General features: G+C 70.2%; 21 protein-coding genes and 1 pseudogene. 13 read left to right on the forward strand and 9 right to left on the reverse strand.

Annotated elements, in window-relative coordinates:
• The first annotated feature begins 84 nt into the window (after nt 1–84).
• The 4 genes and pseudogenes from ACIBVL_RS38980 to ACIBVL_RS38995 all read left to right on the forward strand — a co-directional run bounded on the left by ACIBVL_RS38980 (nt 85) and on the right by ACIBVL_RS38995 (nt 2,336).
• On the forward strand, nt 85–1,017 hold the full coding sequence (locus tag ACIBVL_RS38980) for a kinase (RefSeq protein ID WP_399105239.1): 933 nt from the start codon (nt 85–87) through the stop codon (nt 1,015–1,017).
• 112 nt (nt 1,018–1,129) lie between these two features.
• Nucleotides 1,130–1,398: pseudogene (locus ACIBVL_RS38985) on the forward strand (type II toxin-antitoxin system Phd/YefM family antitoxin).
• A complete protein-coding gene (locus ACIBVL_RS38990; RefSeq protein WP_399105241.1) occupies nt 1,391–1,711 on the forward strand; it encodes a type II toxin-antitoxin system RelE/ParE family toxin in 321 nt (106 codons plus the stop codon). The pseudogene ACIBVL_RS38985 and the gene ACIBVL_RS38990 overlap by 8 nt, the downstream one beginning before the upstream one ends.
• A gap of 43 nt (nt 1,712–1,754) precedes the next feature.
• Nucleotides 1,755–2,336: a Uma2 family endonuclease gene (locus ACIBVL_RS38995; protein ID WP_399105243.1), complete on the forward strand. Its 582-nt coding sequence runs from the start codon at nt 1,755–1,757 to the stop codon at nt 2,334–2,336.
• 110 nt (nt 2,337–2,446) lie between these two features.
• On the opposite strand, the gene ychF is transcribed toward ACIBVL_RS38995, so the two are convergent.
• Nucleotides 2,447–3,535: a redox-regulated ATPase YchF gene (gene ychF / locus ACIBVL_RS39000; protein WP_399105245.1), complete on the reverse strand. Its 1,089-nt coding sequence runs from the start codon at nt 3,533–3,535 to the stop codon at nt 2,447–2,449.
• Nucleotides 3,536–4,216: 681 nt separating this feature from the next.
• Between ychF and ACIBVL_RS39005 the strand changes: the two genes are divergently transcribed.
• Entirely contained in the window at nt 4,217–4,636 is a 420-nt protein-coding gene (locus ACIBVL_RS39005) for a DUF6542 domain-containing protein (RefSeq protein ID WP_399105247.1), read from the forward strand.
• On the opposite strand, the gene ppgK is transcribed toward ACIBVL_RS39005, so the two are convergent.
• Both ppgK and ACIBVL_RS39015 read right to left on the reverse strand, forming a co-directional pair.
• A complete protein-coding gene (gene ppgK / locus ACIBVL_RS39010) occupies nt 4,633–5,376 on the reverse strand; it encodes a polyphosphate--glucose phosphotransferase (protein WP_399105249.1) in 744 nt (247 codons plus the stop codon). The genes ACIBVL_RS39005 and ppgK overlap by 4 nt on opposite strands.
• Before the next feature lie 94 nt (nt 5,377–5,470).
• Entirely contained in the window at nt 5,471–6,487 is a 1,017-nt protein-coding gene (locus tag ACIBVL_RS39015; protein WP_399105251.1) for a 4-hydroxy-3-methylbut-2-enyl diphosphate reductase, read from the reverse strand.
• 147 nt (nt 6,488–6,634) lie between these two features.
• On the opposite strand from ACIBVL_RS39015, the gene xseA reads away from it, so the two are divergent.
• The 3 genes from xseA (at nt 6,635) to ACIBVL_RS39030 (ending at nt 8,846) form a co-directional block, all read left to right on the forward strand.
• The gene (gene xseA, locus ACIBVL_RS39020) at nt 6,635–7,843 is read left to right on the forward strand and encodes an exodeoxyribonuclease VII large subunit (RefSeq protein WP_399105253.1); all 1,209 of its coding nucleotides are present in this window, start codon (nt 6,635–6,637) and stop codon (nt 7,841–7,843) included.
• Nucleotides 7,844–7,856: 13 nt separating this feature from the next.
• Complete coding sequence (locus ACIBVL_RS39025) at nt 7,857–8,090, forward strand: exodeoxyribonuclease VII small subunit (protein WP_399105415.1); 234 nt, start codon at nt 7,857–7,859, stop codon at nt 8,088–8,090.
• A 165-nt stretch (nt 8,091–8,255) separates the two neighbouring features.
• The gene (locus tag ACIBVL_RS39030; protein ID WP_399105255.1) at nt 8,256–8,846 is read left to right on the forward strand and encodes a malonic semialdehyde reductase; all 591 of its coding nucleotides are present in this window, start codon (nt 8,256–8,258) and stop codon (nt 8,844–8,846) included.
• 77 nt (nt 8,847–8,923) lie between these two features.
• Here ACIBVL_RS39030 and ACIBVL_RS39035 read toward each other — a convergent pair whose 3' ends face one another.
• A complete protein-coding gene (locus ACIBVL_RS39035; RefSeq protein ID WP_399105257.1) occupies nt 8,924–9,448 on the reverse strand; it encodes a DUF4245 domain-containing protein in 525 nt (174 codons plus the stop codon).
• A 127-nt stretch (nt 9,449–9,575) separates the two neighbouring features.
• Between ACIBVL_RS39035 and glpX the strand changes: the two genes are divergently transcribed.
• Complete coding sequence (gene glpX / locus ACIBVL_RS39040) at nt 9,576–10,610, forward strand: class II fructose-bisphosphatase (RefSeq protein WP_399105259.1); 1,035 nt, start codon at nt 9,576–9,578, stop codon at nt 10,608–10,610.
• A gap of 54 nt (nt 10,611–10,664) precedes the next feature.
• On the opposite strand, the gene ACIBVL_RS39045 is transcribed toward glpX, so the two are convergent.
• Together ACIBVL_RS39045 and ACIBVL_RS39050 are read right to left on the reverse strand one after the other, a co-directional pair.
• On the reverse strand, nt 10,665–11,042 hold the full coding sequence (locus ACIBVL_RS39045) for a WhiB family transcriptional regulator (protein ID WP_399105261.1): 378 nt from the start codon (nt 11,040–11,042) through the stop codon (nt 10,665–10,667).
• 115 nt (nt 11,043–11,157) lie between these two features.
• Nucleotides 11,158–11,844 (reverse strand): DUF1707 domain-containing protein, encoded by a 687-nt coding sequence (locus tag ACIBVL_RS39050; protein ID WP_399105263.1) that lies wholly within the window; start codon nt 11,842–11,844, stop codon nt 11,158–11,160.
• A 165-nt stretch (nt 11,845–12,009) separates the two neighbouring features.
• On the opposite strand from ACIBVL_RS39050, the gene ACIBVL_RS39055 reads away from it, so the two are divergent.
• Nucleotides 12,010–13,677, forward strand: coding sequence for a fumarate hydratase (locus ACIBVL_RS39055; RefSeq protein ID WP_399105265.1), 1,668 nt, complete (start codon nt 12,010–12,012; stop codon nt 13,675–13,677).
• A gap of 99 nt (nt 13,678–13,776) precedes the next feature.
• Here ACIBVL_RS39055 and ACIBVL_RS39060 read toward each other — a convergent pair whose 3' ends face one another.
• A complete protein-coding gene (locus ACIBVL_RS39060) occupies nt 13,777–14,208 on the reverse strand; it encodes a PASTA domain-containing protein (protein ID WP_399105267.1) in 432 nt (143 codons plus the stop codon).
• 62 nt (nt 14,209–14,270) lie between these two features.
• Complete coding sequence (locus ACIBVL_RS39065) at nt 14,271–14,792, reverse strand: SigE family RNA polymerase sigma factor (RefSeq protein WP_399105417.1); 522 nt, start codon at nt 14,790–14,792, stop codon at nt 14,271–14,273.
• Between the two features lie 142 nt (nt 14,793–14,934).
• On the opposite strand from ACIBVL_RS39065, the gene ACIBVL_RS39070 reads away from it, so the two are divergent.
• The 3 genes from ACIBVL_RS39070 (at nt 14,935) to ACIBVL_RS39080 (ending at nt 19,501) form a co-directional block, all read left to right on the forward strand.
• A complete protein-coding gene (locus ACIBVL_RS39070; protein WP_399105269.1) occupies nt 14,935–16,320 on the forward strand; it encodes a class II fumarate hydratase in 1,386 nt (461 codons plus the stop codon).
• A 72-nt stretch (nt 16,321–16,392) separates the two neighbouring features.
• The gene (locus ACIBVL_RS39075; RefSeq protein WP_399105271.1) at nt 16,393–17,085 is read left to right on the forward strand and encodes a DUF402 domain-containing protein; all 693 of its coding nucleotides are present in this window, start codon (nt 16,393–16,395) and stop codon (nt 17,083–17,085) included.
• Between the two features lie 313 nt (nt 17,086–17,398).
• Nucleotides 17,399–19,501, forward strand: a complete 2,103-nt coding sequence (locus ACIBVL_RS39080) for a SpoIIE family protein phosphatase (protein ID WP_399105273.1) — start codon at nt 17,399–17,401, stop codon at nt 19,499–19,501.
• Nucleotides 19,502–19,625: 124 nt separating this feature from the next.
• Here the strand turns inward: ACIBVL_RS39080 and ACIBVL_RS39085 are convergent, their stop codons facing one another.
• Complete coding sequence (locus tag ACIBVL_RS39085) at nt 19,626–22,088, reverse strand: transglycosylase domain-containing protein (RefSeq protein WP_399105275.1); 2,463 nt, start codon at nt 22,086–22,088, stop codon at nt 19,626–19,628.
• Nucleotides 22,089–22,112 lie beyond the last annotated feature (24 nt).

Raw genomic sequence — 22,112 nt, forward strand, 5'->3', positions numbered from 1 at the left:
CCACCGTCGCGCTCCCCATGCTCCCACCCGGCACCGACAGCGGGCCCGGACTGGCACGATGGCCACGAAAACGAAGGGGAGGCCGTGTCCGTCACATCCACCGGGGCCGTGCCCGCCTTCTCCGCATCGGTACGGACGAGTGTGTGCGTCGGCACGGGCACCGCCCCGGCCCATCACGGCGAGCTCCTCCAAGGCGCCTTCACCGACGCCGCGGGTCAGGGCCCGGTGCGCGCCCTGGTCACCCTCCCCTGCCCCCTGTACACGACCCGGGCGACCTTCACCCCGGCCCCGGGCGGAGCGGTGACGGTCTCCCCACCCTGGAAGACGAAGGCCCGCCGGGCGGCCGAACTGGCCCTGCGGGACGTGCCGTCGGGCGGCCACCTGGAGGTGTCGGGGAACGTACCGCTCGGCCGTGGCTTCGGCTCGTCCACCAGCGACGTACTGGCGGCCGTCCGGGCGGTGCGGGACGCGGTCGGCGCCCCGCTGACGGCTGGGGAGGCGGCCCGGCTGGCGGTGTGCGCGGAGACCGCGTCCGACGCGCTGATGTTCGAGGAGACGACGGTGCTGTTCGCGCAGCGCGAGGGAAGGCCGCTGGAGGACTTCGGCAACACCCTGCCCCCGTTGCGCGTCCTCGGCTTCGGCTCACGCCCGGAGGCCACCGGCCGAGGCGTGGACACGCTCGCCCTCCCGCCGCCCCGCTACGACGACACAGAGACCGCCCGCTTCGACCAGCTGCGCGTGCTGCTGCGCAAGGCGATCCGTACCCAGGACGCGGCCCTGTTGGGCACGGTGGCGACGGAGAGCGCGGTGCTGAATCAACGCCGGCTCCCGGTTCCGGCGCTTGACCGGATCCTCACGGTCGCCGACACCTGCGGTGCCCTGGGCGTCCAGATCGCCCACAGCGGCGACATCGCGGGCCTGCTGTTCGCCCCGGAGACCCCGAAGCCACGCACCACCCTCGCTCGCGCCCTGCTGCGCCGCGCCGGAATCGAGGAACTGTGGGAATGGCGGCTGTGAAGTCGGGAATCCCCCGCGCGACGGCCGGAAACGGTGCCGGTGACGTCGTGGCCACGGCCATGACAGGCCTGAGTCGTTGTGTACACATGAGACATTCGGTGCTCTTGAGCGCATGACGCAGCCACTGCCCATAGAGTCCATTCGTGATGTCCGGGCGCACCTCGCCGAGGTCGTGGAGCGAGCCGACCGGGATGACGTACCACCGTGATCACCCGACGCGGCAAGCAGGTCGCCGCCGTCGTCTCCATCGAGGTGCTGCGCAAGTACCAGGAATGGGAAGAGCGCGAGATCAACCGGATCATCGACGAGCGCATGGCCAATCCGGCCCCCGGCATCCCGATCGAGGACATCATGAGGGAGACGCTGGCGCGCAGTGAGTGAGTACCGCACCGTCTTCCGGCCCGAGGCTCAGGCCGAACTTCGCAAGGTCCCGCGAGACATGGCCCTGCGCATTCTGGCGAAGCTGACCGAGCTGGAGAACGACCCCTTGGGGTTCAACACCACCGCCCTCGTCTCCCAACCCGACCGCCGCCGCCTACGCCTGGGCGACTACCGCGTGATCTACACGATCGACAACGGCGCACTGGTGGTGTGGGTCGTGAACGGGCTTCTGAGGGATCCAGGTCAGCACAGAATCAGCACGGGCGGCAGGCCCGAGGAATTCGGGACGACCAGGAAGGCGGGCGCCTCTTGACGATCTCGTGGCCCGGACCTCGCGGAGTCGCTACGGTTTAGCCATGACCGCACTGCCCGACTGGATGCGCCCGCCGCGCGAGGAAGGCTGGTTCGCGGAGGACCTGGACCGCCTCCCCGAGGCACCCCGCCACACCGAGCTGATCGACGGAGCCCTCGTCTTCATGATGTCGCCCCAGCGGTGGTGGCATGGCCACCTCGTCACCATGCTCACTGTCGCCCTCATGGAGCAGGCGCCCAGCGACGTCAACGTCGGCCGCGAGATGACCATAAAGCTCGACGAACGAAACCGGCCCGAGCCCGATCTCCTCCTGACGACGGCCGATTTCGACGGAGACCGCACCTGGTTCACGCCCGATGAGGTGCGACTCGTCATCGAGGTCGTCTCGCCCGAGTCCGCGCACCGGGACCGCACGGTCAAGCTCCGCAAGTACGCGGAGGCCGGCATCCCGCACTACTGGTGCATCGAGGACGAGGACGGCGACCCCGTCGTCCATGTCTATGAACTCGACGAACCGACTGGCGCCTACGCGCCCGCCGGCATCTTCCGGGGCATCCTGAAGCGGCCTGTGCCTTTCGAGATCAGCCTGGATCTCGACAAGCTCACCCCGCCGAGGAGCAAATAGGAGTCAGCACCAAGTCAGCACGGGAACGCAGAGAGGGGCGGGACTCACCGAGCCCGACCCCCTCTGACCTGACCGTTTGACGAACTATTCAGCACACGGTAGTGAACCGCTCACACGTTGAAGCGGAACTCCACGACGTCGCCGTCCTGCATCACGTAGTCCTTGCCCTCCATGCGGGCCTTGCCCTTGGCGCGGGCCTCCGCGACCGAGCCGGTCTCCACCAGGTCGGCGAAGGAGATGACCTCCGCCTTGATGAAGCCCTTCTGGAAGTCGGTGTGGATGACACCGGCGGCCTCGGGGGCCGTCGCGCCCTTCTTGATGGTCCAGGCGCGGGACTCCTTGGGGCCGGCCGTGAGGTAGGTCTGCAGGCCGAGGGTGTCGAAGCCGACGCGGGCCAGGGTGGCGAGGCCGGGCTCCTCGGCGCCGACCGACTCCAGCAGTTCCATCGCGTCCTCCTCGTCGAGCTCGGCGAGGTCCGCCTCCAGCTTGGCGTTGAGGAAGATCGCCTCGGCCGGGGCGACCAGGGCGCGCTGCTCGTCCTTGAAGGCCTCGTCGGTCAGTTCGTCCTCGTCGACGTTGAAGACGTAGAGGAACGGCTTGGTGGTCAGGAGATGCAGGTCGTGGAGGAGCTCGGCGCGCTCGCTGCCCTGGACGATGCCCTGTCCGAAGAGCGTGTCGCCCTTCTCCAGGATCTCCTTGGCCTCCTCGACGGCCTTGACCTTCGGGGCGACGTCCTTCTTGATCCGCGACTCCTTCTGGAGCCGGGAGAGAACCTTCTCGATCGTCTGGAGGTCCGCGAGGATCAGCTCGGTGTTGATCGTCTCGATGTCGTCCTTGGGCGAGACCTTGCCGTCGACATGGACGACGTTCTCGTCCTTGAAGGCGCGGATGACCTGGCAGATCGCGTCGGACTCGCGAATGTTCGCCAGGAACTTGTTGCCGAGGCCCTCGCCCTCGGAGGCGCCGCGCACGATGCCCGCGATGTCGACGAAGTCGACGGTGGCCGGGAGGATCCGCTGGGAGCCGAAGATCTCGGCCAGCTTGGTCAGGCGGGCGTCGGGGACGCCGACCACGCCCACGTTGGGTTCGATCGTGGCGAACGGGTAGTTGGCCGCCAGCACGTCGTTCTTGGTCAGGGCGTTGAACAGGGTCGACTTGCCGACATTCGGCAGACCGACGATTCCGATCGTGAGCGACACGTTGCGACTTCCCGTAGTCAGAGGGCCAGGGGCCGGATCCCGCGGAGAGAGGGGGCCGGGGGCGGGCCCGAGGGCCGGCCGATCCCCCAGTTTACGGCGTGCCCGGCACCGGGCCGGCGGGCCTGTCGAACGATGGCCGAGCTCTGCCCCTCGGCGTGTCCGACACCTGATTCGGCACATAAACCGACCTAAGTTGGTGCTGTGGAGCAACACAGGACGCGGCCCCCGCAGGACCGAGCGCGACGCGACAGGCCTTCGCCCCCACCGCTGCCACCCCAGGCGGCCCGGGACCGGGACGGGCTGGGCGGCGAGGAGGAGCGCGGCCGCGGACGGAGAGACCGGGGGGCCCGACCGGCCCAGGCGGCACAGGGGGCCCGGGCGGCAGGGGCGGCAGCGAGGGCGCGCGGAACCCAGGAGGCGCGAGGCCACGCGCGCCCCGTACGCCCCTCCCGGGACGGGTCCGCTCCCGCCACCCCCTCCGCCTCCGGCGCCGCTTCTGGTCTCCGCTCCGGCCCTGGTTCCGCTTCCCGTCCCGGCTCCGGGTCCCGGCCCCCTTCCGGTTCTGGTGGTCGTGCCGGTAGCCGGCCCGGCGGTCGGGGCTCCGGTGCCGTTGCCCGGTCTGCCCGGGGCACCTCCGGGAGTCTTCCCTTCTCCGCCGGGCGTCGGCCGCCGCCTCTTGCGGTGGCCGGCCGTCGGGTGCCGAACCCCCGGCTCACCGGGCTGGGGGGCGGGCTGCTCAGCGGGGTTCTGACGGTCGTGCTCGGGTGTCTGGACCAGCTGCTGTTCGGGGCCTCGCTGACGGTGTACGGGGTGCTCTTCCTGCCGGTGTGCCTGGTGACCGCGCTGTGGGTGCGCCGGGGCGACCTGCTGGCGGCACCCGTCGTCCTGCCGATCGCCTTCGCCCTGGGGCTCCTGCCCGTCGTCGAGGGCGCGAACGGGGTCGGGGCGCGGCTGATGGGCCTGGTCACGGCGCTGGCCACCCAGGCCGGCTGGCTCTACGGCGGGACGCTCCTCGCGGCCGTGACCGTCCTCGTGCGCGGCGTACGGCGGGCGGCCGCCCGTCGGAGGGCCGCCACCGCTCAGTCCGGCCGACCGCGTTAGCCCTTCGCCGCCCGCATCGCCGCCCCCACGATCCCGGCGTTGTTCTGCAGCTGCGCCGGCACGATCTCCGCCTTGATGCCCTCGATGAAGTGAAGGAACTTCTCGGACTTACGGCTGACCCCGCCGCCGATGATGAACAGTTCGGGCGAGAAGAGCATCTCCACGTGCTCGAGGTACTTCTGGACGCGGCGCGCCCAGTGCTCCCACGTCAGCTCGTGGTCGTCCTTGGCCTTGCTGGAGGCCCGCTTCTCGGCGTCGTGGCCGTTCAGCTCCAGGTGGCCGAGCTCGGTGTTGGGGACGAGGACGCCGTCGACGAAGACGGCGCTGCCGATGCCCGTCCCGAAGGTCAGCAGGATGACCGTGCCCCTGCGCCCGCGCCCTGCGCCGAAGGCCATCTCGGCGACGCCCGCCGCGTCCGCGTCGTTGACCACCGTCACCGGCAGCCCGCCCAGCCGCTCGCCGAACAGTGCGCGCGCGTCGGTGTCGATCCAGCTCTTGTCGACGTTGGCCGCCGTCCGGATGGTCGATCCGCCGGTGACGACGCCGGGGAAGGTGAGACCGACCGGGCCCGTCCAGCCGAAGTGCTCGACGACTTCCCTGACGCCGTCGGCCACCGCGTCGGGCGTCGCCGGATGCGGGGTGAGCACTTTCAGGCGCTCCTGAGCCAGGTCGCCCTTGTCCAGGTCCACAGGGGCGCCCTTGATCCCGGATCCACCGATGTCCAAGCCGAAGATCTGCATGGCCCTACGTTACGACGATCGACTGACCGTCACTCAGTCGGCGAGGTCGAGGAGGTCGACCAGGCCGCCGGGTTGACGAGTTCGAGCGGCTCGGCTACTCCGCCGCCCCGCTTCCGCCGCGCTCCGCGACCAGCGCCGCGGCCTCCTCGCGCAGGTCCCGGCGGAGTTCCTTGGGCAGCGAGAAGGTGATGTGCTCGTCGGCCGCCTTGACCAGCTCCACGTCCTCGTAGCCCCGCTCGGCGAGCCAGGCGAGGACCTCCTCGACGAGGACCTCCGGGACGGAGGCGCCGGAGGTGACGCCGACCGTGCTCACGCCCTCCAGCCAGGCCTCGTCGATCTCGCTCGCGAAGTCCACCAGGTAGGCCTGGCGCGAGCCGGCGAGCTTGGCGACCTCGACGAGCCGCTTGGAGTTGGAGGAGTTTCGGGAGCCGACGACGATCACCAGTTCGGCCTCGGCGCCCATCTGCTTCACGGCGAGCTGACGGTTCTGCGTGGCGTAGCAGATGTCGTCGCTGGGCGGGGAGATGAGCTGCGGGAACTTCTCCTTCAGCGCGTCGACCGTCTCCATCGTCTCGTCGACGGAGAGGGTGGTCTGCGACAGCCAGACGACCTTGGAGGGGTCGCGGACCTCGACCCCGGCGACGTCGCCCGGGCCGTCGACGAGCTGGATGTGGTCGGGGGCCTCGCCGGAGGTGCCGATGACCTCCTCGTGGCCCTCGTGCCCGATCAGGAGGATGTCGTAGTCCTCGCCCGCGAAACGGACCGCTTCCTTGTGGACCTTCGTGACCAGGGGGCAGGTGGCGTCGATGGTGGCGAGCTTCCCGCGCGCGGCCTCCTCGTGGACGACCGGCGCGACGCCGTGCGCCGAGAACATCACGATGTTGCCCGGGGGCACCTCCTCCGTCCGCTCGACGAAGACGGCGCCCTTCTTCTCCAGGGTCTGCACGACGTACTTGTTGTGGACGATCTCGTGCCGGACGTAGACCGGGGCCCCGTACTGCTCCAGGGCCTTCTCGACGGCGATGACGGCGCGGTCCACACCCGCGCAGTAGCCCCGGGGAGCGGCGAGCAGGACACGGCGGCGGGCTGGCGAAGCAGTCATGCGTCCCATCGTAAGGCCGGGTCCGGCCGCGGCCGGCGTCCCGGGTGCTGCCGCCCCCGGCCCCGCCGCGGCCCCGGACGGGCCTCGTCCTCGAACGCCGGGCGGGCTGGTCTTGCGGACCGTGCGTTGTCGGTGCGGGCCGTTACTCTCGGGCGCATGGCTGTGAACACGTCCGCTGATGCCCCGCTGCCCGTCGGTGAGGTGTCGCGGCTCATCGGGGGGTGGATCGAGCGGCTCGGCGCGGTGTGGGTCGAGGGGCAGATCACCCAGTTGTCGCGGCGTCCGGGGGCGGGCGTGGTGTTTCTGACGCTGCGGGATCCGTCGCACGACATCTCGGTGGGCGTGACCTGCTACCGGCAGGTGTTCGACGCCGTCGCGGACGTCGTCGGCGAGGGCGCGCGGGTCGTCGTCCACGCGAAGCCGGAGTGGTACGCGCCGCGGGGCCAGTTGTCGCTGCGGGCCGTCGAGATACGGCCGGTGGGGGTCGGGGAGCTGCTGGCGCGGTTGGAGCAGTTGAAGAAGTCGCTGGCGGCGGAGGGGTTGTTCGCGGCCGAGCGGAAGAAGGCGTTGCCTTTTCTGCCCCAGCTCATCGGGCTCGTGTGCGGGCGCGCCTCGGCCGCCGAGCGCGATGTGCTGGAGAACGCCCGGCACCGGTGGCCGGCCGTCCGCTTCGAGGTGCGCAATGTCGCGGTGCAGGGGGTGCACGCGGTGTCGCAGGTCGTCCAGGCCGTCAAGGAGCTGGACGAGATCGGCGATGTCGATGTGATCATCGTGGCGCGCGGCGGTGGCAGTGTGGAGGATCTGCTGCCGTTCTCCGACGAGCAGCTGGTCCGGGCGGTCGCCGCCTGTCGCACGCCGGTCGTCTCGGCGATCGGGCACGAGCCCGACCATCCGCTGCTGGACTACGTCGCCGATCTGCGGGCCTCCACCCCCACCGACGCGGCCAAGAAGGTCGTACCGGATGTCGGGGAGGAGCTGGAGCGGGTGCGGATGCTGCGCGGGCGGGCTCGGCGGTGTGTGGAGGCGTCGGTGGAGCGGGAGGAGCGCGGGCTGGCGCAGGCGCTCGCGCGGCCCGCGATACAGGATCCGCACCGGATGATCGAGGAGCGCGCCGATCATGTCGCCTCGCTCACCGACCGTTCGCGGCGGTGCCTCGGTCATCTGCTCGACCGTGCCGACTCCGAGCTCACGCACACGCACGCGCGCGTGGTGGCCCTCTCGCCGGCCGCGACCCTGAAGCGGGGGTACGCGGTGCTGCAGCGGGCCGATGGGCATGTGGTGCGGGATCCGGGCGAGGTGACGGCGGACGAGGCGCTGCGCGCGCGGGTCGCCCGGGGTGAGTTCACGGTTCGAGTCGATGGATAGAGAGAGTGGGTCGATGGCGGGCAAGGTCGAGGAAGCCCTCGGGTACGAGCAGGCGCGCGACGAGCTGATCGAGGTCGTCCGTCGTCTGGAGGCGGGGGGTACGACACTGGAGGAGTCCCTCGCCCTGTGGGAGCGCGGGGAGGAGCTGGCCAAGGTGTGCCGGCGCTGGCTGGAGGGCGCGCGGGCACGGCTGGACGCGGCGCTGGCGGAGGAGGAGGAAGAAGAGGAAGGCGAGGGGCGGGGATAGTTCCGCGGGGTCGCTGGTTCGGCGATCGGTTTGTGAGGCCCGTCACCACGACCCCGATTTCGTTGAAGCTTGAACTTCTCTGGCGTACGGTCGACGACGTCAACCGGTCCACGGTCCGTTTACGCGGCCGATGCCCGACGCCGCACTTCCCGAGAAGGTTCACGCATGTCTCTCGCCCTTGACCCCGCCGCCCAGGACCTGCTGTTCCGCGAGGCCCGCACCGCGAACACCTTCACCGACGAGCCGGTGACCGACGAGCAGATCCAGGCCATCTACGACCTGGTCAAGTTCGGCCCGACCGCGTTCAACCAGAGCCCCCTGCGCATCACCCTGGTTCGCTCCCCCGAGGCCCGCGAGCGCCTGGTGAAGCACATGGCCGAGGGCAACCAGGCCAAGACCTCCACCGCTCCGCTGGTCGCGATCCTCTCCGCGGACAACGAGTTCCACGAGGAGCTGCCGCAGCTCTTCCCGCACTTCCCGCAGGCCAAGGACCTCTTCTTCGCCGAGCGTCCGGCCCGCGAGGGTGCCGCCTCGCTGAACGCCGCCCTGCAGGCCGCGTACTTCATCATCGGCGTGCGCGCCGCGGGCCTCGCCGCCGGCCCGATGACCGGCCTCGACTTCGAGGGCGTCCGCAAGGAGTTCCTGGACGACGACCACACCCCGCTGATGGTCGTCAACATCGGCAAGCCGGGCGAGGACGCCTGGTTCCCGCGCTCCCCGCGCCTCGCCTACGACGAGGTCGTCACCACCGTCTGAGACCGGTGACCGGTGACACATGAAGAGGCCCCCGGCTGCCGCCGGGGGCCTCTTTCACACGTCGGGACGTACGGCGCTCACGCCATCCTCAGCGCGCCGGCCATCTCCGTCAGGCGGTCGAAGGAGGCCGTGCCCGCGACCACCGTGGTCGAGCCGTCGGCGCCCTGCAGGACCAGGGCGTCGTAGCGGCCGCCGGTGTAGCGGGTCCAGGTGCGGCCGCCGATCTTCTCCGTGACCTTGGTGGCCTGGGCGCCCTGGCTGGCGTCGTCGATGAACTGCGAGCGCTTCTGAGTGGACTGCTCGATGGCGACGTACTCCCCGTCGGGGGCGTGGAAGCCGAGGTGCCAGGAGTCGAAGTCGGCGCCCTGGAAGCGGACGGAGGTCGCCTTCCAGCTGTGGGACAGGCCCTCGGGCGCGGCCACCGGGTACGAGGCAGCGCGGCGCGCCGTGAGCAGTTCGACGCGGTAGTCGACCCGCTTGATGTCCGGAGCGTGATCGTCGTGCGGGACGAAGAGGTAGATGACCCACGCCGCGATGATGATGAGACCCAGGGAAAGAATCATGTCCCGGGCCGTCTTCTGCTTGCCGTTCGAACCTGCCACGCCCCCTATCGTCGCAGGTGCCCGGTCCGCTCATCCGTGGGGTCCCCTGCTCATTTTGTCGGACTGACGATAGAGTCGAGGATCGAACCCTCATCCGGCCGTCGTCGTATCAGAAAGGTGCGCTCCGATGACCGAGCACCATCATCTGCCGTCCGAACTCGATGTCCCCTCCGAGGCGCCCGACCGCAACCTCGCCCTGGAACTGGTCCGTGTGACCGAAGCCGCCGCGATGGCCGCGGGCCGCTGGGTGGGGCGCGGTGACAAGAACGGCGCCGACGGTGCCGCGGTGCGCGCGATGCGGACCCTCGTCTCCACCGTCTCGATGAACGGCGTCGTCGTCATCGGCGAGGGCGAGAAGGACGAGGCGCCGATGCTCTTCAACGGGGAGCGCGTCGGCGACGGGACCGGGCCCGAGGTCGACATCGCCGTCGACCCGATCGACGGCACCACGCTGACGGCCAAGGGCATGCCGAACGCGATCGCCGTCCTCGCGGCCACCGAGCGGGGCGCGATGTTCGACCCGTCGGCCGTGTTCTACATGGACAAGCTGGTCACCGGGCCGGAGGCGGCCGAGTTCGTCGACATCAACGCACCCGTCGAGGTGAACATCCGCCGCGTCGCCAAGGCCAAGCGGGGCACGCCCGAGGACGTCACCGTCGTCATCCTCGACCGGCCTCGGCACGAGGGGCTCATCAAGGAGATCCGGGACACCGGGGCGCGCATCAAGCTGATCTCCGACGGCGATGTGGCCGGCTCGATCCTGGCGCTGCGCGAGGGCACCGGCATCGACCTGCTGCTCGGTATCGGCGGCACCCCCGAGGGAATCATCTCGGCCTGCGCCGTGAAGTGCCTGGGCGGCACGATCCAGGGGAAGCTGTGGCCCAAGGACGACGAGGAGCGGCAGCGGGCGGTCGACGCCGGGCACGACCTGGACCGGGTACTGACCACGGAGGACCTCGTCCAGGGCGAGAACGTGTTCTTCGTCGCCACGGGTATCACCGACGGTGAGCTGCTGCGGGGCGTCCGGTACCGGGCCGAGACCGCGACGACCGACTCCATCGTGATGCGGTCGAAGTCGGGGACGGTGCGGCGGATCGACTCCGAGCACCGCCTGAGCAAGCTGCGGGCCTACAGCGCGATCGACTTCGATCGGGCGAAGTAGGTTCGCCCGCGGTGGAAGGCAGGGCGCCCCCGGTGCGGAGGGGGCGCCCTGCGTTCAGCCTGCCTGCGCTATGCGGCCGGCCGCCCGTGCCGCCTTCTTCAGTTCCATGTCGCGGCGGCGGCGCCTGGCCAGGACGACCCGGCGTTCGGCGGCGGTGAGGCCGCCCCAGACACCGTAGGGCTCCGGCTGCAGCAGTGCGTGCTCGCGGCACTCCACCATGACGGGACAGCGGGCGCAGACCCGCTTCGCGGCCTCCTCGCGGGAGAGGCGCGCGGCGGTGGGTTCCTTGGATGGGGCGAAGAAAAGCCCTGCCTCGTCGCGCCGGCACACCGCCTCGGTGTGCCAGGGAGCGTCTTGGTCCCTGTCGCGCGCTGGCACCCGCTGGGCCGGAACAGCGGCGACCTGCAGGGACGAATGCGGCGGTTGCAGCACGGGTCTACTCCTGACGACGGCTTCGCGAGCGAGAGACGATGCGCAAGGCCTACCCGCTGTGCGCGCGCCTATGCACTGAGTTCAGGACGCCGGCGCCAGGACGACTTCACGACCGTCAACGGTCGAGGTGTTTGCGCAAACCCCTGTCCACCTTGCGCTGAACCCGATCGAGGATGTCCGCCACGAGCCTGCCGCGCTTCGGTCTGCCCTCGATGCTGCCCAGCACCGCCCAGCCGTCGAGGTAGACCGCCGGTGCGTCCGGGTCGGGCGAGTCGAGGGTGTCCACCTCGAAGGCGCCGAGCACGCCCGCGCCGGTACCGTGCAGCGACACGTTCTCCGGGACGCGGACCTCGACGCTGCCGAAGACCGCGTACGCCTTGATCACGACCTGCTGGTACTCGAAGAGCGCCTCGCTGAGGTCGATCTCCACACTCCCGAAGACCGCGTACGCGTGGATGCGCCGGCCCGCGCGCCAGCGGCCCCTGCGGACGGCGCTGCTGAAGACCGCGACCACGTTGTCGTCGGGGTCGACGGGTATGGGGCCGGCGGCGGGACGGGGCGGGGCCGACGGGGCCGTGCGGCGCTCGTGGGCGGCGGGCAGGTCCCGTATGAAGACCTCCAACTCGCCCACTGTCTTGGCGGCCAGCACTCCCTCCACGCGCTCGGCGTGCTCCTCGGCGGTGAGCCTGCCCTCCGCCAGGGCCTCGCGCAGGATGTCGGCGATTCGGTCGCGGTCGGCGTCCGAGGCGCGCAACTCGGCGGCTGGTGTGGGGGCGGCAGCGGTCTGCTTCTGAAGGTCCACGGGGCCAGCGTACCCAAACACGATAGATCGCGATAGCCCCCGCCTGGGTTTCGCCGCGTCGAACTGAGCCTTACCTCACAGACTCCGTGTCAGAGGCAGGTTCTAGGCTGGTGACGCCCGCCGGCGTCGGCGGGTCGCCGTCTGCAGAGTGAGGAATGGGCTGCGATGCCTGAGTTCGCGTACACCGATCTGCTCCCGATGGGAGAGGACACCACCCCCTACCGGCTGGTGACCTCCGAGGGTGTCTCCACCTTCGAGGCCGACGGGCGGACGTTCCTCAAGGTGGAGCCGGAGGCGCTGCGCAAGCTGGCCGAGGAGGCCATCCACGACATCCAGCACTACCTGCGGCCCGCGCACCTGGCGCAGCTGCGGCGCATCATCGACGACCCCGAGGCGTCGAGCAACGACAAGTTCGTCGCGCTGGACCTGCTGAAGAACGCGAACATCGCGGCCGCCGGCGTGCTCCCCATGTGCCAGGACACCGGTACGGCGATCGTGATGGGCAAGCGCGGCCAGAACGTGCTCACCGAGGGCGGCGACGAGGAAGCCCTCAGCCGGGGCGTCTTCGACGCCTACACCCGGCTCAACCTGCGCTACTCGCAGATGGCTCCCCTCACCATGTGGGACGAGAAGAACACCGGCTCCAACCTCCCGGCCCAGATCGAGCTGTACGCCACCGACGGCGGCGCGTACAAGTTCCTGTTCATGGCCAAGGGCGGCGGCTCGGCCAACAAGTCGTTCCTCTACCAGGAGACGAAGGCCGTTCTGAACGAGGCCTCCATGATGAGGTTCCTGGAGGAGAAGATCCGATCGCTCGGTACGGCCGCCTGCCCGCCGTACCACCTGGCGATCGTCGTCGGCGGTACCTCCGCCGAGTACGCGCTGAAGACCGCGAAGTACGCCTCCGCGCACTACCTGGACGAGATCCCGGCCGAGGGCTCGCCGCTCGGGCACGGCTTCCGGGACAAGGAGCTGGAGGAGAAGGTCTTCGAGCTGACGCAGAAGATCGGGATCGGGGCCCAGTTCGGCGGGAAGTACTTCTGCCACGACGTGCGGGTCGTCCGCCTCCCCCGCCACGGCGCCTCCTGCCCCGTCGCCATCGCGGTCTCCTGCTCCGCCGACCGGCAGGCCGTCGCGAAGATCACCGCGGAGGGCGTGTTCCTGGAGCAGTTGGAGACGGACCCGGCGCGGTTCCTGCCGGACACGACCGACGAACACCTCGACGAGTCCTCCGACGTCGTCAGGATCGACCTCAGCCGGCCCATGGACGACATCCTCGCCGAGCTGACCAAGTACCCGGTCAAGACCCGGCTGTCGCTGTCCGGTCCGCTGGTCGTGGCGCGGGACATCGCGCACGCCAAGATCAAGGAACGCCTTGACGCGGGCGAGGAGATGCCGCAGTACCTGAAGGACCACCCGGTGTACTACGCGGGCCCCGCGAAGACCCCCGAGGGGTACGCCTCCGGGTCCTTCGGCCCGACCACGGCCGGCCGTATGGACTCCTACGTCGAGCAGTTCCAGGCGGCGGGCGGCTCCAAGGTCATGCTGGCCAAGGGCAACCGCTCGCAGCAGGTCACCGACGCCTGCGGCACCCACGGCGGCTTCTACCTCGGCTCCATCGGCGGCCCCGCCGCCCGTCTCGCCCAGGACTGCATCAAGAAGGTCGAGGTCGTCGAGTACGAGGAGCTCGGCATGGAGGCGGTCTGGAAGATCGAGGTCGAGGACTTCCCGGCGTTCATCGTCGTCGACGACAAGGGCAACGACTTCTTCAAGGACCCGGCGCCCGCGCCGACGTTCACCAGCATCCCGGTGCGGGGGCCGGGCCTCGTGTGATCCTGTGACGACGACGCCCGCCCCTGATTGGCGCAGGGGCGGGCGTCGTCGTCTCAGAGCGGGGTCAGGGTCGTCTCGGAGCCGGACCGGGACCGGATGTCAGCCGGCGCAGACGGTGAAACCGACCGTGTCGCCGTTGTGGACGATCGCCGGGGCGTGCGGGGACACCCCGATCACCGAACCCGGCTTGCAGCCCTTGACGGCCTTCTCGGTGACGGTGCCGAGCTTGGTCTGCGTCTTGGCCAGGTACGTCTTGGCCCCCTCCAGGGACCAGCCCGCGAAGTCGATCGGGATGGTCGGGTCCTCGCCGTACAGCATGGTCGTGGCGTCGCTCCCGCCGGTGGTGCCGCTCGCCGCCGGGGTCGAGTTCGAGCCGCCCGCGACGTTGGTGGCCAGGGCCGTGCCCCCGCCCGCGAGGATCAGGCCGACGGCGACCGCGGCGATGCCGACGGTCCGCCTGCGCCGGGTGCGACGGACGATCCCGGGCGCGTCGAATTCGGGTGCGTCGGCGGAGTTCGCGAAACGGTTCATGGCGTTCATCAGTTCCTCTTCGAAAGGCGTGCGGCCGGAAGGCCGTGCGTCGCCGTACGAGGTCATCGGATTCCTTCCGGGTGCCGCAGTGGTGAAGGGTCGGAGAGTGCGGGGAACTGACTTCTGAGCTTCTCGATCCCCCGGGCGAGCTGGGAGCGGACCGTGCTCGGCGAAACGCCGAGGTCGGCCGCGATCTCGCCGTCCGAGAGATCGTGGAAGTACCGCAGCACCACCACCGTCCGCATCCGCATGGGCAGTCGCTGCAACGCGCGCACCAACTGGTCCCTGCTGTCGACCTGCCCGTACTCGTCACCCGGCGCCGGCAGGTCGCCGCCCTCCGGGTGGGAAGTCGTGGTCAGTCGGCGGAACTTGCGCCAGCGGTCGTTGGCCAGGTTCACCATGATCCGCCGGACGTAGGCGTCCGGAGCGTCCTTCGCTGCGATGGTGCGCCACTTGCGGCAGGCCTTCTCCAAGGTCTCCTGGACCAGGTCCTCCGCGGCCTCCCGGTTTCCCGTGAGGACGAGGGCGCCCCTGAACAGCGTGGCCGACCGGGCGGCCACGAATTCCTGGAAGTCCGTCTCCACACGCTCCTCCCTTCCTGTCACCCCTCCTCGACGTGGACACGCTTCCTTTTGCTGCACGCCCGTCCTGAGACCTGGATCACACACCGAGACCCGTACGGGTGCGGTCCGGAACAACCGTGCCGCCCCGATCGCTGTACCAGGTATGAGCGATTACCGGATCGAGCACGACTCCATGGGCGAGGTACGCGTCCCGGCGGACGCCAAGTGGAGGGCCCAGACGCAGCGGGCCGTCGAGAACTTCCCCGTCTCGGGGCAGCACATCGAGCGCGCGCACATCGAGGCCCTCGCCCGGATCAAGGGGGCCGCCGCCAAGGTGAACGCCCAACTCGGGGTACTGGACAAGGAGATCGCCGAGGCGATCCAGGACGCGGCCGGCGAGGTGGCCGAGGGGAAGTGGGACGAGCACTTCCCGGTCGACGTGTTCCAGACCGGCTCGGGGACCTCGTCCAACATGAACACCAACGAGGTCATCGCCACCCTGGCGAGCGAGCGGCTGGGCCGGGACGTCCATCCCAACGACCATGTCAACGCCTCGCAGTCGTCCAACGACGTCTTCCCGTCGTCGATCCACATCGCCGCCACCGCCGCAGTCACCCGTGACCTCGTCCCGGCCCTGGAGCACCTCGCCGACTCACTCACCCGCAAGTCCGAGGAGTTCGCCGACGTCGTCAAGTCGGGGCGCACGCACCTCATGGACGCCACGCCCGTCACCCTCGGGCAGGAGTTCGGCGGGTACGCCGCCCAGGTGCGACACGGCGTGGAGCGGCTGACCGCCTCGCTCCCCCGGCTCGCCGAGCTGCCCCTCGGGGGGACCGCCGTGGGGACCGGGATCAACACCCCGCCCGGATTCTCCGCCGCCGTCATCGAGGAGGTCGCCCGGGTCACCGGGCTGCCGCTGACCGAGGCGCGGGACCACTTCGAGGCGCAGGGCGCCCGGGACGGGATCGTGGAGACGAGCGGGCAGCTGCGGACCATCGCCGTCTCCCTCACGAAGATCGCCAACGATCTGCGGTGGATGGCGTCCGGGCCGCGCACCGGCCTCGCCGAGATCTCCCTGCCCGACCTCCAGCCCGGATCCTCGATCATGCCCGGCAAGGTCAACCCGGTGATCCCGGAGGCCGTGCTGATGGTCGCCGCGCAGGTCGTCGGGAACGACGCGACGGTCGCGACCGCCGGCGCGGCCGGCAACTTCGAGCTCAACGTGATGCTGCCGGTGATCGCCAAGAACGTGCTGGAGTCCGTCCGGCTGCTCGCCAACGTCTCGCGGCTGCTCGCCGACCGGACCGTGGACGGGATCGTCGCGCACCGCGAACGCGCCCGGGAGTACGCCGAGTCGTCGCCGTCCGTGGTCACTCCGCTGAACAAGTACATCGGCTACGAGGAGGCCGCCAAGGTCGCCAAGAAGGCGCTCGTGGAGCAGAAGACGATCCGGCAGGTGGTACTCGAAAGCGGGTATGTGGAGCGCGGCGACCTGACGGCCGAGCAGCTCGACGAGGCGCTGGATGTCCTGCGGATGACGCGCCCGTAACCTTTCACGCCCGCGCGCAGAACCGTGACACGCGCCGCAGCGTCGTATGGCCATGGCACCTAATATCTGTGCATGGCAGACGGTGGAGCGGTGAGACGCGTGGGAACGGGTGGTGCGGCGGCGTTCTGGGAGCCCGGGGACCAGATCCTGTGGCGATACCGGGAGAACGGCGGCGCCCTGTTCCATATCGCCCGCCCGGTCACCGTCGTCCGCGACGACGAGGAGCTGCTCGCGGTCTGGCTCGCCCCCGGCACACAGGTCGTCAAGCCCGTGCTCGCCGACGGCACCCCGCTGCACCAGGAACCGCTGCCGACGCGCTACACGAAAGCGCGCACCGTCCAGCTCGACCGCTGGTTCGGCACCGGCGTGCTGAAGCTGGCCCGGCCCGGCGAGCCCTGGTCGGTGTGGCTGTTCTGGGAGCCGGGGTGGAAGTTCAAGAACTGGTACGTCAACCTGGAGGAGCCGCTGTCCCGCTGGGACGGCGGGGTGGACTCCGAGGACCACTTCCTGGACATCTGTGTGTATCCCGATCGCAGTTGGGGCTGGCGCGACGAGGACGAGTTCGCGCAGGCCCAGCAGGACGGGCTGATGGACCCGGCCGTCGCCGGACAGGTCCGGGAGGCGGGGCGTGGAGCGGTCGAGGCGATCCTCGCCTGGGGGCCGCCGTTCAACGAGGGCTGGCAGCATTGGCGCCCGGATCCCTCCTGGGCCGTACCGTTGCTTCCGGAGGACTGGGACCGTACGCCTGCGCACGTGTCCACATGAGACCCTTGATGCGCCCCCGGGCAGGAAACGTAGGATCGTCCTCCGCAAGGCCATGGCAGAACAACTCCCGGGGCCGACACCGGGTCTGACCGAACGTCACCGAGGGGCGGCAGGACGTGAGCGAGGGGTACGAGGGCAACACCGGCGGGGCCGACGTCGGCCCCCGGGGCCGTGCCTGGTCCTCGGGTGACACAGGAACAGCCTCTGACCACGCGGGAATTCCGTTCCGGGGACACGTATTCCGGGTATCGGGTTTTCTGCGGGACCAACTGCGTGCGCGGCACGCAGCCCCGGACGGACGGATTCGACACGCGTGACGGAGCAGCCCACGAGCTACGAACGCCCTCAGGGCGTCGACCCCACGGACCCCCGCGGGGCGCTCCTGCGTACCCCCGCGCCGGGCGGTTCGGGCGCCTTACCTCCCGCCGCCTCCCAGGGCCGCACGGAGGACGGCCCTGGCACCACCGTGCCGTGTGCCACCGGCGGGAAGGGCAGCAAGGTAAACCAGAGTGCCGAGGGTAAGGATCCGGCCGCTGCGCAGGCCGAGCACTCCCAGCCGGCGGGCGGTGCCGAGACCGACAGCCACCGGCCGCGTCCGGCGCCCGAGTCCATCCCGGCCCAGCCGGGGGGTGACATGCGCTCCGAGCGCCGTACGGGGCAAGGGGTGACGCCGGGGCGGCCCACGCCGATGCGCCGGGACGGTGACCGGCTGCGTTTCGTGGGCGCCGCGACCCGGCGGATCGCCCGCGGCCTGGACCTCGACGAGATCGTGATGGGGCTGTGCCGGGCCACCGTGCCGACCTTCTCCGACGCGATACTCGTCTATCTGCGCGATCCGCTGCCGGTCGGTGACGAGCGGCCGGTGGCCGACCGCGTCATGCTGCGGCTGCGGCGCACCGACCGCATCCCGGAGGAGCGCGACACCGAGACCGGCTTCGCCGCGCTCGCCCTGCCGCCGCCGGAACCGGTGGAGCTGAACGCCGAGTTGTCGTCCGCCGTCACGGAACTGTGCGAGGTGCGGCCCGGCGGGGTCCTCGCGGAGGTGCTGCGCGGGGTGCGCCCGGTCTTCGCCGACAGCCCGGCCGCCCGTGCCGCGCTGCCCGAACTCCTGGGCGAGGACAGCACCTTGGTCATCCCCGGCGGCCAGCGGGCCATCCTGGCCCCGCTGCGGGGCCGCCGCCGGGTGATCGGCGCGGCGGTCTTCCTGCGCCGCGCGGAACGCTTCCCGTTCGAGAACGACGACCTGCTCGTGGCGGCCCAGCTCGCCACGCACAGCGCGCTCGGCATCGACAAGGCGGTGCTGTACGACCGTGAGGCGTACATCGCCGACGAGCTGCAGCGCACCATGCTCCCGGAGAACCTGCCGCGCTGCACGGGCGTCCGGCTGGCCTCCCGCTATCTGCCCGCCGCCGAGACCGCGCGGGTCGGCGGCGACTGGTACGACGCCATCCCCCTGCCGGGCAGCCGGGTGGCGCTGGTCGTGGGTGACGTGATGGGTCACTCCATGACCTCCGCGGCGATCATGGGGCAGTTGAGGACGACGGCGCAGACGCTGGCCGGGCTCGATCTGCCTCCGCAGGAGGTCCTGCACCATCTCGACGAGCAGGCCCAGCGTCTGGGGTCCGACCGCATGGCGACCTGCCTCTACGCCGTCTACGACCCCGTATCGCACCGCATCACCATCGCCAACGCGGGCCATCCCCCGCCCGTCCTGCTGCACCTGGGCGGCCGGGCCGAGGTGCTGCGGGTGCCGCCGGGCGCGCCGATCGGCGTGGGCGGAGTCGACTTCGAGGCGGTGGAACTGGACGCTCCGGCCGGTGCGACGCTGCTGCTGTACACCGACGGCCTGGTGGAGTCCCGGCTGCGGGACGTGGCGACCGGGATAGAGCAGCTGCGGGAGAAGCTGGCCGCGACCGCTCAGCTCACGGGGCCCGACCACCCGCCGCCGCTGGAGGCGCTCTGCGACGAGGTGCTCGACATGCTCGGACCGGGTGACCGGGACGACGACATCGCGCTGCTCGCCGCCCGCTTCGACGGGATCGCGCCGAGCGATGTGGCGTACTGGTTCCTGGAGCCGGAGGACGCTGCCCCGGGCCGGGCCCGGCGGCTGGCCCGGCGGGCGTTGGCCCGGTGGGGGATGGAGGATCTGACCGACTCCGTCGAACTGCTGGTGAGCGAAGTGGTGACCAACGCGGTGCGGTACGCCTCGCGGCCGGTGACGCTGCGGTTGCTGCGGACCGATGTGCTGCGGTGCGAGGTGGGCGACGACGTCCCCCAGTTGCCTCGGCTGCGGCAGGCTCGGGCGACGGATGAAGGGGGTCGTGGGCTCTATCTGGTGAACCGGCTGGCTCGGCGGTGGGGGGCCACTCGGCTCAGCACCGGCAAGGTGGTCTGGTTCGAGCTGAATCGGTCGTAGTCCGGCTGCGGGACGGTGGGGGCTGACCGCCCCGGCGCGGCGGAGCCGCACATCGACACAGCCCCGCGCCACTCGACACGCGAAGGGCGCCCGGTGATCACCGGGCGCCCTTTCCTCTGTGGCCCTACTGGCCGTTCAAGGGATCCACTGGTTCTCCCGTCCCTGTGGACGGGGCGCCCGTGGCCGGTGCCGTCGTCGTGCTGCCCGGCGGTGTGTTGGACGGAGAGGAGCTCCTGGACGGGGACGAGGACGGAGAGGAGCTCCTGGACGGGGACGAGGACGGAGAGGAGCTGCTCGACGGGGACGAGGACGGAGAGGAGCTGCTCGACGGGGACGAGGACGGGGACGGGGACGAGCTCTGGACCGCCGCGCCCTGGTCGGTGTCCAGGTCGAACTTGGTGACCTTGGTGGAGACACCGAAGGTGTACGCCGCCCAGATCTGCGCCGGGAAGCCACCGCCGTTGATGCGGCCCGCGACCGTGGTCAGGCCCGTCGTCGCGCCAGTCAGCGGGACCTGGGCGTGGGTCTTGGCGTCCTCGCCGAACAGGCCGACCGAGGTCACCAGGTCCGGTGTGTAGCCGGTGAACCAGGCCGACTTGTTGTTGTCGGAGGTTCCCGTCTTGCCGGCCACCTTCTGGCCCTTGCGCAGCGGGTTGTCCCGCACGGACTTCCTCGCCGTACCGTCGTCGACCACACCGGTGAGGACCGAGGTGACCGAGTCGGCGGCCTCCCGGGTGATGACCTGGTCGCCGATGGGATCGCTGTGCTTGAACGACGGGTAGGCGCTGTTCGACGCCGTCTTGATGATCGCCGGGGTGACCTTCTTGCCGTGGTTGTCGAGGGTGGCGTAGACGGCGGCCATCTGCAGGGGGCTCGCGCCCATCGTGCCCAGGGTCTGGGCAGGCACGGCCTTGAGGTCCTTGGTGTCCATCCCGAGGCCGTCCGCGACCTTCAGCACGTTGTCCATGCCGACGTCGACACCCATCTGCGCGAAGACGGAGTTGATGGACTTGTTCAGCGCCGTCTGGACGGTGACGTCGCCGTAGTCCGCGTCGTCCTCGTTCTCCGGGGCGAAGCCGATGTCGCTGCCGACGACCGGGCGCTTGCTGGTGCCGTCGTAGATCGTGTTGGCGGTGATCTCGTCGCCGTCCTGCGTCTTGGCCTTCTCGTCGAAGGCCGCGGCGAGGATCACCGGCTTGAAGGTTGAGGCGGGCTGGTAGTCGGTGCGGGTGGCGTTGTTGACGTAGTGGTCGGTGTAGCCCGCACCGCCGTACATCGCCTCGACGGCGCCCGTCTTGGGGTTCACCGACACGGCTCCGGCCTGGACGTCGCCGTCGACCGAGCGCTTCTTCTTGTCCAGCTTGCTGGTCAGCTGTTCCTTGACGGCCTTCTCCAGCGCCTTCTGCTTGCCCTTGTCGATGTTGAGCTCGATGTTCCAGCCGCCGCGGGTGACCATGTCCTCGGCCGCCTTGAGGTCGTCGGCCACGCCCGTGGCGACGAGTTGACGCATCAGTTCGGCGTTGGCGGCGTTGACCAGGTAGCCGACCTGCCCCTCCTGGCTCGGGTTGGCCTTGGGCTCCTTGGGCTCCGGGAACGTCATGTCATCGCGCTTGCTCTTGTCGAGCCAGCCCTGCTCGACCATGTTGTCGAGGACGTAGTTCCAGCGGGCCTTCACCAGCCGCTTGCCGGTGTCGCTGGCGACGGCCCAGTCGTACTGGCTGGGGGCCTGGAGCAGCGCGGCGAGGTAGGCGCCCTGCCCGACGGTGAGCTTGTCGGCGTCCACGCGGTAGTAGCACTGGGCGGCGGCCTGGATGCCGTAGCAGCCGCGGCCGTAGTAGCTGGTGTTGATGTAGCCGGCCAGGATGTAGTCCTTGGACTTCTCCCGGTCCAGCTTGAGCGAGATGACCAGTTCCTTCAGCTTGCGCGTGACGGTCTGTTCCTGGCTCAGGTAGTAGTTCTTGACGTACTGCTGGGTGATCGTCGAACCACCCTGCGCGCCCTTGCCCATGAGCGTGTTGAGGATGCCTCGTGTGGTGCCCCTGAGGTCGACGCCGGCATCGTTGTAGAAGGTCTTGTTCTCGGCGGCGACGAAGGTGTGCTGGACTTCCTTGGGGACCTGGGCAAGGTCGACGACCTCGCGGTTGACCGTTCCGTCACGCGTCAGGATCGCGCCGCCCTCGTACTCGTAGACGTTGCTCTGGAGCTTCGCGTCGGAGTTGCCCTCGGGGATCGGCGTACTGACGTAGAGCCAGACGACGGCGCCGATGACGGCGGTGGTCATGAGGAGGAAGGCGCCCAGGATCTTCTTCCAGGTGAAGATCCTGCGTATGAGGCTCTTCTGCTTCTTGCCGTCCTTGCCGGCCTTGGTGCCCCGCCCCTTCTTGCCGGCGGCCGCCCTGCGCGCGGCGGCACGGCCGCCGACCGCCGCGCCGTCGGGGGTCCGGGTGGACTCGGACGTCTCCGGCGCCCCGGAAGCCGATACCGACTCGCTCCGCGACGGCGGCGCCTCCGTCCGCGACGAACGGTTCTTGGGCGCAGCACGGCGGCCACCACGCTGTCGCGCTCGTCTCTCGTCCGCTCGTCCCATGAGTCCGCTCGCTCCGCTTCCTAC

Source organism: Streptomyces sp. NPDC049687 (assembly GCF_044465285.1).
Classification (GTDB): domain Bacteria; phylum Actinomycetota; class Actinomycetes; order Streptomycetales; family Streptomycetaceae; genus Streptomyces.